Origin of the sequence: Pontibacter akesuensis (assembly GCF_001611675.1) — a bacterium.
GTDB classification, from domain to species: Bacteria; Bacteroidota; Bacteroidia; order Cytophagales; family Hymenobacteraceae; genus Pontibacter; species Pontibacter akesuensis.
On the sequence record NZ_CP014766.1, the window covers coordinates 3,835,296 to 3,848,400 of the forward strand.

The 13,105-nt window shown below is 54.5% G+C and carries 11 protein-coding genes; all 11 read right to left on the reverse strand.

Features of this window, described 5'->3' with window-relative positions; translation table 11 throughout:
- Positions 1–53 precede the first annotated feature (53 nt).
- Complete coding sequence (gene nuoM / locus A0W33_RS16185; protein ID WP_068839136.1) at positions 54–1,625, reverse strand: NADH-quinone oxidoreductase subunit M; 1,572 nt, start codon at positions 1,623–1,625, stop codon at positions 54–56.
- Positions 1,622–3,508: an NADH-quinone oxidoreductase subunit L gene (gene nuoL, locus A0W33_RS16190; RefSeq protein ID WP_068839137.1), complete on the reverse strand. Its 1,887-nt coding sequence runs from the start codon at positions 3,506–3,508 to the stop codon at positions 1,622–1,624. The genes nuoM and nuoL overlap by 4 nt, the downstream gene beginning before the upstream one ends.
- Positions 3,509–3,512: 4 nt before the next feature.
- Positions 3,513–3,821 (reverse strand): NADH-quinone oxidoreductase subunit NuoK, encoded by a 309-nt coding sequence (gene nuoK / locus A0W33_RS16195; RefSeq protein ID WP_068839138.1) that lies wholly within the window; start codon positions 3,819–3,821, stop codon positions 3,513–3,515.
- Positions 3,818–4,354: an NADH-quinone oxidoreductase subunit J gene (gene nuoJ, locus A0W33_RS16200; protein WP_068839139.1), complete on the reverse strand. Its 537-nt coding sequence runs from the start codon at positions 4,352–4,354 to the stop codon at positions 3,818–3,820. Before nuoJ ends, nuoK begins: the two co-directional genes overlap by 4 nt.
- 3 nt (positions 4,355–4,357) lie before the next feature.
- The gene (gene nuoI / locus A0W33_RS16205; protein ID WP_068839140.1) at positions 4,358–4,873 is read right to left on the reverse strand and encodes an NADH-quinone oxidoreductase subunit NuoI; all 516 of its coding nucleotides are present in this window, start codon (positions 4,871–4,873) and stop codon (positions 4,358–4,360) included.
- 212 nt (positions 4,874–5,085) lie between these two features.
- Positions 5,086–6,048: an NADH-quinone oxidoreductase subunit NuoH gene (gene nuoH, locus A0W33_RS16210; protein ID WP_068839141.1), complete on the reverse strand. Its 963-nt coding sequence runs from the start codon at positions 6,046–6,048 to the stop codon at positions 5,086–5,088.
- Positions 6,018–8,747, reverse strand: a complete 2,730-nt coding sequence (gene nuoG, locus A0W33_RS16215; protein ID WP_068839142.1) for an NADH-quinone oxidoreductase subunit NuoG — start codon at positions 8,745–8,747, stop codon at positions 6,018–6,020. Before nuoG ends, nuoH begins: the two co-directional genes overlap by 31 nt.
- Positions 8,729–10,027 carry an NADH-quinone oxidoreductase subunit NuoF gene (gene nuoF, locus A0W33_RS16220; protein WP_068839143.1) on the reverse strand — a complete coding sequence of 433 codons (1,299 nt, stop codon included), beginning with the start codon at positions 10,025–10,027 and terminating at the stop codon, positions 8,729–8,731. Before nuoF ends, nuoG begins: the two co-directional genes overlap by 19 nt.
- A 15-nt stretch (positions 10,028–10,042) precedes the next feature.
- Positions 10,043–10,507, reverse strand: a complete 465-nt coding sequence (gene nuoE, locus A0W33_RS16225; RefSeq protein WP_068839144.1) for an NADH-quinone oxidoreductase subunit NuoE — start codon at positions 10,505–10,507, stop codon at positions 10,043–10,045.
- A 10-nt stretch (positions 10,508–10,517) separates the two neighbouring features.
- Positions 10,518–11,300, reverse strand: a complete 783-nt coding sequence (locus A0W33_RS16230; RefSeq protein ID WP_068839145.1) for a hypothetical protein — start codon at positions 11,298–11,300, stop codon at positions 10,518–10,520.
- Positions 11,301–11,337: 37 nt separating this feature from the next.
- Entirely contained in the window at positions 11,338–13,086 is a 1,749-nt protein-coding gene (nuoC, locus tag A0W33_RS16235) for an NADH-quinone oxidoreductase subunit C/D (protein WP_068839146.1), read from the reverse strand.
- Positions 13,087–13,105: the final 19 nt, after the last annotated feature.

Consider the following 13,105-nt stretch of genomic DNA (forward strand, 5'->3'; position numbering starts at 1 on the left):
GCTATTAATTTCATTCATGAAGCACAAGCCTTAAGCTGTACCTTCTTGTACCATTACTTGTCTAACTGCATCAAAATCTGTTGGTATACATTAGCCGATTTTTCGGTTTGTAAGGCGGCTACAATGGCTGCGTCTTTCTCCTCTGCCGGAGGTGCTTTATATGCTTGCAGTTGCGCGTTTATACTTGGTTGGGCCAAGTCCAAGACAGGCTGGGGGTAGAGGCCAAGCCAGAGAATCATCACGACCATTGGGGCAGCAATCAGCATCTCGCGTGGGTTCAGGTCGGGGAGTGGCTGCTCTGCCGGGGCAGGCTCAAAAAACACTTTCTGCATGATGCGCAGTGAATACGCCGTTGCCATCACCAGTCCGATTGTCGCAAAGACGGTGAGCCAGTTATTCGCCTGCCAGGAGCCCACCAGTGTCAGGAACTCGGCTATAAAATTGCCTAATCCTGGAAGTCCCAGCGAAGCCATCACGAAAACCATTGCAAACACACCCAGTTTCGGCGCCTTCGACCAAAAGCCGCCCATCAACTGTATGTCGCGGGTATGCAGGCGCTCGTACAGCAGACCTGCAATGATGAAGAGGGCACCAGTGCTAAGGCCGTGGGCAATCAGCTGCATCACCACACCCTGCAGCGCCAGCTCGTTGAAGGCAAAGACTCCCAAAATCACGAAGCCCATATGACTCACACTGGTATAAGCCACTAGGCGTTTGAAGTCGGTTTGGGAGTAGGCGAGGATGGCTCCATATATGATACCTACTACTCCAAGCAGCATTGCCCAGGGTGCAATCTCCACGGCAGCGGCCGGAAAGAGCGGCAGCACAAAACGCAGCAAGCCGTAGGCACCGGTTTTTAAAAGCAAGCCAGCCAGAATAATGCTGCCCGCTGTGGGTGCCTGGGAGTGGGCATCGGGGAGCCAGGAGTGGAACGGCACCACCGGCAGTTTCACCAGGAAAGCCGCCAGAAAACCGAACATCAGCAAACGACCTGTGCCCATTGCCAGGGGCGTGTTGAGCAGTTCGAAATAGTTAAAAGTATAGGTGCCTGTCTGGCTGCCGTGTATGAAGTAAAATGCAAGGATGGACAGGAGCATGAGCAAGCCGCTGGCTTGGGTGAAGATAAAAAACTTGTAGGCGGCGTAGTTGCGGTTTTCGTGGCCCCAGATGCCAATCAGGAAGTACATTGGGATGAGCATCACCTCCCAGAAAAAGTAAAACAGGAACAGGTCGAGGGTGAGGAACACACCGGTGATACCCGCTAAAGCCCACAGCAGGTTGAAGTGAAAGAAGCCGGATTTGTTTTGTATCTCGCGCCACGACACCAGCACCGCCAGCAGGCCTAGAAAGAACGTGAGCAACAGCATGAGCAGGCTTAACCCATCGAGTGCCAGTATGAAATTCACGCCCCACTGCGGAATCCAGGGGATGTGAAGCTGCATAAGCCAGGGCGAGGCCCCCAACGTAGCGGCTGGAATGGTCAGCCATATATACATGGCAAGTATAAAATCAGCCAGTATAGTGCAGAGGGAAATCCAACGGGGCAGCACCGGGTGCCACTTCTTGGAGAGCCAGGCCAGCAGTCCACCAGCCATCAGGATTACGATTAGCCAGAGGAGTATCATAGCAGCAGGCTTAGGGTTAGTATCATAATAGCACCGACCACAATGCCCATCACGTAATTGCGCAAAACTCCGTTTTGCGTGGCCGACAGCATCACATGGAAGCCCTCGGCCATACGGGCAAGGCCGGTATAAAAGCTGTCGATAATATCGCGCTTGTTGAGGGTGGAGAGGAACACGTAAGGCCGCACAAGCAGGGCATCATACAGCGCATCGAAGCCCCAGCCGGAGTGCCAGAAACGGTGCAAGGCCATGGCTGTGTCCGAACGTTTTATACTTTGTAGCAGCGACGGGCTCTTCAGGTAGAAGAGGTAAGCGATAAATATGCCTCCCAGCGATACCAGGGCTGCCAGCACCTGGAACACCCACTCATTCGCCGCGAGCATTTCATTGGCTGTAATCCCGGGCAGCACGGGCGCCAGCAATTCGGAGAACAGTACCACGTGTCCGAAGTTGTGCGGCAACTCAATAAATCCCCCAACAACAGAAAGTATAGCAAGTATGATTAAGGGGATGGTGATAGGCTTGCCGGGCAGGTGCCCCACATGTGTTTTGCTCTCGCCGTAAAAGGTGAGGAACACCATCCGGAAAGTATAAATAGAGGTGATGAACGCGCCCGCCAAGCCGGCTATATAGAGCCAGATGTTGCCGTTCTCACCAGCAAGCGCATACCACAGAATCTGGTCTTTGCTGTAGAAACCAGCGGTGATGATGGGCAGGGCCGCCAGCGAGGCTGCGCCAATCAGGAAGGTCCAGAACACGACAGGCATCTTGTCGCGCAGGCCGCCCATTTTGCGCATGTCCTGCTCGTGATGCAGCGCCAGGATAATAGCGCCAGCACAAAGGAAAAGCAGCGCCTTAAAGAAAGCATGAATCATAAAATGGAAAATACCCGCCGACCAGGCACCCACACCCAAGGCAAGGAACATATAACCAATCTGGCTGATGGTGGAGTAGGCGAGTACCCGCTTCAAATCATACTGGGTGAGGGCGGAGAAACCAGCAATGAGCAAGGTGACAGCTCCGATAACAGCCACCAGGAACTGCGCGAGCGGAGAAAGCTCAAAAATAACGAACATGCGAGCGATGAGGTAAACACCAGCCGTCACCATGGTAGCGGCGTGAATAAGCGCGGAAACAGGCGTAGGGCCGGCCATGGCATCCGGTAGCCAAGTCTGCAACGGCAACTGCCCTGATTTGCCCACGGCTCCGCCCAACAGCAGCAGTGCCACGATGAGCGCCATCTGTGAACCAACGGCCCAGGCTTCGGGCGCTTCGGCAAGTATGGTTTGGATATGGAGCGTGCCGAACGCCTGGAATAGCATGAAGAGTCCGATGGCCATGGCCGTATCTCCGACGCGGGTGATGATAAAGGCTTTCCGGGCAGCGTAACCTTTTGCAGGCTCCTTGTACCAGAAGCCGATGAGCAGGTAGCTGCACAAGCCTACACCTTCCCAGCCGAGGTATAAAAGCAGCAGGTTATCGGCCATCACCAGCATCAGCATGGAGCCCACAAACAGATTCATACAGGCAAAGAAGCGGGAGAAATCGGCGTCCTCGGCCATGTAAGCAGTGGAATATATATGGATGAGAAAGCCAACGAAGGTGATGACGAAGATGAACACCATCGACAGCGCATCGAGGTGAAAGGCAATAGAAGGAGTAAATCCCGCCACGCTGAACCACTGCCATACTTCCTGGTGGTAAAAAGCAGGTCTTTCAGAAAGAAACTCTACACCCAAAAGTATGGTGATGAGCGCAGAAATGCCCACACTGCCCACACCGAGTATAGCCACCAGCATCCGCGACAATCGGCTACCAAAGAGTATCAGGAGCAGTGCGCCGAGAAAAGGCAAAGCGGGAATTAACCAGAGCAAGTTTTCCATAGTTCTATCCTTTCATGAAATTGGCAGCGTCGCTGTTGAGGGTCTTGAGCTGGTGGTATATCTGGAGAATCAGCGCCAGGCCAACAGAAACCTCGGCGGCGGCCATGGTAAGTATGAAAATGAACATAATCTGTCCGTCGGGCTGTACCCACCGTGTGCCCGCCACGATAAAGGCAAGACCAGCCGCGTTCAGCATAATCTCCACCGAAATGAGCATGAAGATGATGTTGCGGCGAATCAGCACGCTGATGAGGCCAAGCATAAAGAGGATTCCTGCCAGCAGCAGGGCGGCTTCCATATAAGAGGTGTTCATGAGGCGGCGCTCCTTTCCTGTAGAAACCGGTGAATAACTTTCTTCTTCTGCCTGCCCAAATGGTAAGCCCCCACAATTCCCGCCATCAGCAGAATGCCGCTTAATTGCACCCCCAGCACATAAGGCCCAAACAGCGCCAGCCCCACCACTTTCGCATCCACAGCCACCACGGCTCCGGCCTGAACAGTGTCACCTGCCATGAAAACATACACCAACTCGGCCAGCAGCACCGCCGACAGAATCGCCGGGCCGACCCACACGGACGGCCGCAGCCATTCCTTTTCCCGCTGCACATCCTCCTGAGTCAGGTTAAGCATCATAATCACGAAAATGATGAGTACCACGATGGCTCCCGCATATATAATCACCTCCAGCGCCGCCATAAAGGGAGCGCCCAGTGTGAAGAAAACGACAGCCACCGCCATAAATGACACCACCAGGTAGAGCAGGGCATGAATCAGGTTGAAGCGCGTGATCACCATGATGGTGGAGAGGATGGCGACGGCCGCAGCAATGTAAAATGTCAGTTCCATAGTTTAAGGCATTAAGCTTTTGATGTCTACCGGCGGAGCTTCGTTTTCGGCCTCGCCTTTTCCTTTTCCACCGATGGCCATACCTGCCACTTTGTAATAGTTATAGCCGGGGTACTTGCCCTCGCTGTTGATGAGCAAATCCTTTTTCTCATACACCAGGTTCTGGCGGTTGTACTCGCCCATTTCAAAGTCGGGGATAAGTTGGATGGCGTAAGTGGGGCAGGCTTCCTCGCAGTAGCCGCAGAAAATGCAGCGCGAGAAGTTGATGCGGAAAAAATCGGGATAGCGGCGGCCGGTCTCGTCTTCGGTGGCCTGCAGCGAGATGCAATCGACGGGGCATGCGGCGGCGCAGAGGTTGCAGGCCACACAGCGTTCGCCGCCGTCCGGGTCCCGCGTCAGCACAATCCGGCCACGCCACCGCGCCGCCAGTTTCACCTTCTCCTCGGGGTATTGTATCGTTTCGCGCTTATGAAACGCATGCAGAAACGTGAGCCACATACTGCGCAACAAACTAAACATAGCTGCTCCTTTCGTTTTATAGTTTCATTTCAATTGTCCCCTTGAGGGGACCACAGGGGTGTGATCAACTGCTGGTTTACACGTTGGTTCAATGTCTGTTAATGTAGTTCTTGCACGGTTAGCACCCCTTTAGTCCCCTCAAGGGGACAGCTTCCTTTTTCAACTCTTACAGATCACTTCGGCTAATGTGAGACCCGCACCAGCCTTACTTTTCACTCATTCAGCCATAGCACCACCGCTGCCGTTACCATCAGGTTCAGCAGTGTGAGGGGCAACAGCACCTTCCAGCCATACTCCATTAACTGGTCATACCTTGGGCGCGGCATGGAAGCGCGCAACAGGATAAACACACACAGGAAAAAGAGTGTCTTCAGGATAAACCACAAGATGGGTGGCAGGAAATCAGGCCCGAGCCACCCGCCGAAGTATAGCGTGACCAGCATACAGGAGATAAGGGTGATGCCCATATACTCGCCGATGAAGAACATGCCGAACTTCATGCCCGAATACTCCGAGTGAAAACCGGCCACCAGTTCGCTTTCCGCTTCCGGCACGTCGAATGGCAGGCGGTGCGTTTCGGCAATGCCGGCGATAAAAAAGATGATGAAGCCAAGGAATTGCGGAATGAAAAACCACAGCCCCCGCTGCGCCTCCACAATCTCCCGCAGGCTGAAGGAACCGCTTAACAGCACCACGCCCATCAGCGACAGCCCCATAAATACTTCGTAGGAAATCATCTGCGCCGCGCCGCGCATGGCTCCCAGTAAGCTGTACTTGTTATTGGAGGCCCAGCCGCCTAATATCACACTGTAGGCACCCATTGACGACATAGCGAGAAAAAACAGCAGGCCAATGTTTAAATCAGCCACAATAATGCCCGGCGCAAACGGAATCACGACAAAGCTCATGAGCACCGTGACCACCACAATGGCCGGGGCCAGCACGAACACGGGCTTATCCGCAAAAGGCGGGATCCAGTCCTGCTTAAAAAACAGCTTAATGGAGTCGGCGGCCACGATGAGGAGGCCAAAAGGACCCGCACGGTTTGGGCCATACCTGTCCTGGAACAGTGCCAGCAAGCGACGCTCCACCCAAATGAGCAGGGCTGCCACGTTGAGCATGACCAGCAGCACGCCGCCGATAATCAGAAAGTAGTTTGGGGCTGCTGCTTCCATTTTATGTCTCTGTTTAGGTTGGCCCAGGCAGGTAAATCGGCAAATCGAACACCAGGCAGTCCCACCGGCAAGCCGGCAGTTCCACTCGGTATGGTGGGGGTTATTTTCACGGGTAGTTGATACACCTGGCCTTCGAGCGCGAAACTCAAAGCCTGGCCCTCGGCAAGCATCATCCGGAGGGCATCCGCTGCGTTGACGGCTATATACGGCTCCGGAATGCGCTGCATGATGGAAGGCGACTGGTTGCTCAACTCTTCAGACCCGAAGGTATGGTGCAGCGGCAGCACGTACAGGTGCCCTTCAATTGGTACAAAATGCTGTGGTACAATAGCCGATAGCGTTGCAGTGCCTTTTGGCTTAATTAATCGCACGCCCGGATCGCCGCCTTTCAGAGGCCCGCCTACTTCCTGCTGGTATTTGTTCGTGGACTGCACCGAGTTCCAGCCAGGTGCCCAGAAGAATGGAATCATGGATGACGGCGGCTGTCCGCGGTAGCCCTCCATGGTATAGGAGAGGGCTGAATCCAGGTCTTCGGCGGGCTTTGGCTCGCTCACGTTGATATTCGCCAGCATAGAAGTACGGCCGCTGAAACGGTGCGGTGCGCGCGCTATTTTCTGTCCGGCAACCCTGAATTCGGAAGCTGGCGCAGCTTTCTCCACGCCCTTTAGTTCTGGAATGTCCCTGGCAACTGCTTTCACGATATCATCGTAGCCGTGCCAGTTACTGATTTGCTCGTCCGCCATGATGGTGCCCAGTTCGGCGAGCCAATGCCAGCTTTCCTGTATCTCCTCCGGGGTGGGGTGCACCTGGAAAAAGCGCTGCGCCCGTCCCTCGTTGTTGACGAGCGTGCCGTCTGCTTCGGAGAAGGGGGCGGCTGGTAAAAGGATATGGGCCCGCTCGGTAGTCGCGTTGTGGAGGTGGTCCAGCACAATAATCCGGCTGCAGCTATCCAGGAATTGTGATACTTCCGAGGAACCTGCCAAACGATACAAGTCACTTTCCAGAATGATGACAGTGTCGGCATAGCCGTTCAGCACCGCCTCAAAAGCGGACTCCAGTTTGTGGCCACCGAGCATGGCGAGCCCCATGCTATTGCACTCAGGCACCACCAGGTTGATACCTGCAGCTTTCTCCCGGGCGCATAGGGCATTGGCAATGTTGGCGGCGGCTTTTAGCACATGGTCGCTGCCAGCGGAAGTGCCTGAAATAATTAGCGGGTTTTTAGCTGCCAGCAAACTGTCTGCTATTTGTTGCGCCAGCGCCTTTTCCTCGATACTTAAATCCTTTACCTCCGGAGAAGCGGCATGAATCATGTTGGCGATAGCGAAACCCAAGCGGCTAATCGCATCCGGCGAATCTAAGTATGTCCGGGTAGCCAGCTCATCCAATTTGGTGTGGGTATAATGGGCGATGAAAAGCGGTCCTTTATCCGTTTGCACCAATTCGCGTATCGCTGCGTCCTGCCACACCGGGATATTGGCGGTGGAGACGGCCTCCAGCATGGGCTCCTGCCTTACCGCCTGCCGAACAGCCAGCGCCAGCATGGGTGCGGTATTTGTCAAGTCCTCACCCAAGATAAATACTGCGTCGGCTTTCTCAACTTCTCTTAAGGACGGTGTTCGCGCCGCGCCACTTCGCAGGATGTGCAGTGCCAGGTCCACCAGTAGATGTTCGGTGTCTGATACGCCGTGATGGAAATTATCTTCCCCCACCAGTGTCTTCAGCACATAGTTAGATTCGAGCGAAGCCCTTGGGGAGCCGATGCCAATGACACGCCCGGCTTTTACAGCAGAGGCGGTTGCTTTCAGGGCAGTATACTTGTCGGTAGCTTCAGGCAGGTGGCTCCGCACCAGTGGCTTTCTGACACGGCCTGCGCTGTTCACGAATTCATAGCCAAAGCGGCCACGGTCGCAGAGGAAGTAGCCGTTTAGCTCGCCGTTGTAGCGGTTAGTTATGCTTCGGATGGTGCCGTAGCGCTCACCGGCAGAAATGTTGCAACCGAGGCTGCAGTGGTGGCATACGGAGGGAGCCATCGTTAAATCCCATTTGCGGGTATAGTGCTGCTTCAGTGTTTTATCTGTGAATACACCCGTTGGACATACTTCAGCGAGGTTTCCACTAAACTCACTCTCCAGTACACCGTCTTCCGCGCGGCCAAAGTATAGATGGTTGTGGGCGGCAAACACATCCAGGTCTTTGCCACCGGCATAGTCTTTATAGTAGCGCACGCAGCGGTAGCACTGGATGCAGCGGTTCATCTCATGGTTGAGAAACGGACCGAGGTATTGGTTGACATAAGTGCGTTTATCGAAGCGGTACTCCCGGTAGTTGTGGCCCGACATCACCGTCATGTCCTGCAAATGACAGGCACCGCCTTCGTCGCAGACGGCACAGTCGTGCGGGTGGTTGGTCATGAGCCAGCCAATGACGTGCGCCCTAAATTCCTTGGCTTCCATATCCGCGATAGAAATCCGCATGCCCTCCCGCACCTGCTCCATGCACGACATGAAGAGCTTGCCTTTGGTGTCGTTTTCGTCTTTATATACTTTCACAGCGCACTGGCGGCAGGCACCAATGGATCCCATAGCCGGGTGCCAGCAGAAATAAGGCAAATCCTTGCCGAGGGTGAGGCAGGCTTCGAGCAGGTTTTTCCCTGCTTTCACTTCGTAGGGTTTGTTATCTATATAGATGGTTGCCATGCTTTGCTCTTGCTCAAGGGACAGTGGTGTTCGTAGATGTGCCGTTCAAAATCCTCTCTGAAGTATTTCAGAGCGCTCTGCAGGGGTTCCATGGCGCCGGGTGCCAGTGCACAGAAGGTGTTGCCGGGGCCAAGGTATTTGGTATGAAAATCAAGGGTGAGCAGGTGTTCAGGTTTGCCTTCTCCCTTGTCAATAGCCAGTAAAATCTTCTCTACCCAGGGCAGGCCCTCGCGGCATGGCGTGCAGAAACCACACGATTCCTGCGCAAAGAAATGCTGCAGGTTGTGCACGAAACCAACGGGGCAGGTCTGGTCATCCAGAATAATCATGGTTCCCGTTCCCATCCTGCTGCCAGCTGCCTGAATGGAACCGAAGTCCATGGGCACATCCAGGTGCTCTTCCACCAGGAAATCAGTAGAGGCGCCACCAGGTAGAAGGCCCCTGAACAGGTAACCGTCCTGCATGCCACCGGCATACACTTCCAGCAGTTCCCGAATAGTCACGCCCATCGGCAATTCCCAGCAGCCCGGCGTTTTCACACGGCCGCTTACGCCATATAGTTTGGTGCCCGCATCCGGGCTTTTGCTTAAGCTTTTGAACCATTCCACACCGTTGTTGAGGATGTGCGGCAGATTACAGAGCGTCTCCACGTTGTTAACGATAGTTGGTTTTCCGAACAGGCCACTGACCTGCGGGAAGGGAGGTTTGGCTCTGGGGTTGGCGCGCTTGCCTTCCAAGGCATTGAGCAAAGCGGTTTCCTCGCCGCACATGTAGCGCCCGACGCCGGTATGCAGGTGCATCTCCAAATCAAAGCCGGAGCCAAGTATGTTTTTGCCCAGGTAGCCAGCTGCGTGTGCCTCCTGTATGGCCTGGGTGATTTCTCTGGCGGCAAGTCTATAGGCCCAGCGCAGGAAGACGTAGCTTATACTAGCCTGAATGGCATAGGCGGCTACAATCATCCCTTCGATGAGCTGGTGTGGGTTGCCCTCCAGCAGTACGCGGTCCTTGAAAGTGCCGGGCTCCATCTCATCGGCGTTGGCCACGAGGTATTTAGGCGTGGCGGCTTCGGGTCCCATAGGCACAAAGCTCCACTTCAGGCCGGTGTTGAAACCAGCGCCGCCGCGCCCTTTCAGGTTTGAGTCTTTCACCAGGGTCTGCACCTCGGCAGGCGTCATCTTCAGGGCTTTGCGCACAGACTGGTAGCCACCTACCTTCTCGTATTCCTTCAGGTTGAGCGGCTTGCGGCCAGGTACAATGTGTTGGGTAAGCGGCTTCTCCATAGGCCCGCTTTGGCTTTAGGTATACTTGCTCAGTATCTCATCCAGTTGTTCCACCGTCAGGTTACGGTACAAATCGTTGTCGATCATCAGGGCGGGGGCACAGTCGCAGGTGCCGAGGCAGCAGTTGGGGAGCAGGGTAAAACGGCCATCTGCTGTAGTCTGGCCGTATTGTATGTTGAGTGTATCGAAAAGCTGGTCGCGGATGCCTTCGTAGCCCATCACATAGCAGCTGATGCTGTCGCAGACAAGTATAACATGCCGGCCGACAGGTCTCCGGAAAATCAGGTTGTAAAAAGTCGCCACGCTGTCAAGTTCCGCCGTGGACATGCCCACATACTCGGCCACATCCTGCAGGCTCTCGTCCGACACCCAGCCATGGCGCTGCTGCACGATTTTCAGCGCCTCAATACAGGCGTTCTTGGGCGAAGGCACCAGCCCGATTTCATGGTCTATCTGATGTTTTTCTTCTGCAGTCAGCATAGGTGTTGGTTTAGTTGCTGCTATTCTTTTCTTTCCTGTTGAAGTTTAAGCCGGCTGCCACTCCAACATCTAAGCCGGAGAGCGTGACCTTGGTAGCGCTAAATTCTGATCGTTGCATATCCGGTAGTGGTGTGCCTCCCTCATGCTCCACTACAAAAGGTCCGATCCTGGACTTAGGCGCCCACCTAGCCGTTGTGTTCAGGGCCAGGAACCATGATTTTCTCTGTACCAGTTGCAGAGAGTAACCCGCATTCAAGCCCGGTATAATATTCCTGTACTTCTCATGGTTTGAGTAAGGGTGCGTATCTTCTACTTCATGTAAGAAAAAGACTGGTCCAAGGCTTAGATTATGTCTTCTTTCTTTCAGGCTGATGATGTAGTTGGCCGCTACCTGGTGCAGCCGACTCCTTAGTGTCAGGTAGTTACCAATGCCACGGCTATCGAATCCGCTCACTTCCGTCACATCGGCGAATCCGAGGTTCAGCGAGAAACTTCTCTTTTCATTTATAAAATAGGCGGCTTCCAACCTTAAAACTGGGATTCGCATTTTTTCCGGGTACTCCTGGCCATCCGAAAACCACCCCCCATAACTGCTGTCACCAAAGCCGGAGTCTTTCATATGCTCCATCAGGTCTTTTGTGGGCCCGGCTACTCCTATGCCTGTATAAAGCGCAATGTGAAACTTGGGCGTGGTGCCAGAGGCCACCCCATGCTGATCTGCAGCCTGCTGTGCCTTTACTCCACAGAGGAGAAAGAAGAAAGAAAGCATCAGTATCGTAACTTTTTTTAGCATTTGCTTCTACTTGTGTCTATGCCTTCATACTTCCTCATTACCTGTCAATGTCTGCCAGCACATAATCCATCGCCCCAAGTATGGACAGCAAATCCGCGACTGTATAGCCCTTCGTTATATAGGGCAGCATCTGCATGTGCGGAAACGAGGGGGTGCGGATGCGCAGGCGGTAGGGTGATGTGTTGCCGTCGCTCATGACATAGTAGCCGTTGGCGCCTTTGGTCGCCTCAATGCAACTCATGGCTTCCCCAGGGGGCATCACAGGACCCCAACTCACTCCTAAAAAGTGGGTGATCAGCGTTTCAATATCGTGCATTGTGTGCTTCTTGATGGGCGGCGTGGTGAGCGGATGATCCGCTTTATACGGCCCTCCCGGCATGTTTTTCAGACACTGGTCTATGATGCGCAGGCTCTGGCGCATCTCGGCCACGCGCACCACAGCGCGGTCGTAGCAATCGCCGTTTGCAGCGGTGGGCACTTCAAAATCAAACAATTCGTAGCCAGAGTAAGGCTGCTTTTTACGGAAATCCCAGTCGAAGCCGCAGGCACGCAGGTTTGGCCCGGTCACGCCCCACTCAATGGCTTCGGCTGTCGTGAAAATGCCAATACCTTTAGTGCGGGCCTTGAACAGGCTGTTCTTCATCACCATGTTGTCATACTCCTTCAGCCTTTTTGGGAAGTAGTCGAGGAAGTTCTGCACCAGTAATTCCCAGCCTTTAGGCAGGTCCTGCGCTACTCCGCCAATGCGGAACCAGTTCGGGTGCATGCGGCCGCCCGTCACCGCTTCCACGATGTCGAAGATTTTCTCTCTGTCGGTGAACATGTAAAACACGGGCGAGAGCTGGCCCACGTCCTGCGCAAATGTGCCGTACCACACCAGGTGGCTGGCAATGCGGAAAAGTTCGCACAGCATCACCCGAATCACCTTCACCCGCTCCGGCACCTGGATTCCGGCCAGTTTTTCAACCGCCAGCAAGTAGGCAAGGTTGTTCATCACCCCACCCAGGTAATCCACGCGGTCGGTGTAGGGAAGGTAGGTGTGCCACGACTGGCGCTCGGCCATTTTCTCCTGCCCCCGGTGGTGGAAACCAATATCCGGGATGGCATCCACAATATCCTCCCCATCCAGCTGCAGCACAATGCGCAGCACCCCGTGCGTGCCCGGGTGCTGCGGACCGATGTTGAGGAACATAAAATCACTGTTGTCGCTTTCCCGCTTCAGGCCCCACTCTTCCGGCTTAAACTGCAGCGCTGACTGCTCCAAATCAATTTTATCATCATACAGGGCAAAAGGTCCCATTTCGGTGGCGCGGGCTGGGTGCTCCTTGCGCAGCGGGTGGCCGACCCAGGTGCGGGGCATCAGGATGCGGTACAGGTGCGGGTGGCCTTCAAAGCGGATGCCGAACATATCATATACCTCGCGCTCGTACCAGTTGGCGTTGGCCCAAAGTGTGTTTATGCTCGGTACCACCGGAAATTCATCACGATAGCCCACCTTCAGCCGGATAAAGCTGTTGCGGTGGAAGGAGAAGAGGTGGTAGATGATGGTGAAAGCGTAGGGAATATGGCCGTTGTCAGGTTTGCGTGTCCGCTCGTCGGTGGCCGTCAGATCGTAGAGCAGGAGGTAAGGCTGGGAGATTTCCTTTTTCAGGTACGTCAGCACCTCCACGATTTTGCCGTGCGGCATCCAGAGGGTGAGAATCTCATCCTTAGTCGTTTGCGGGGTGAAGGTGTCGGCCCCAAACCGCGACTGTAACTGCTCCAATGTGCCGCTTACGTTTTCCATGTCAGGAATTATAAATGCC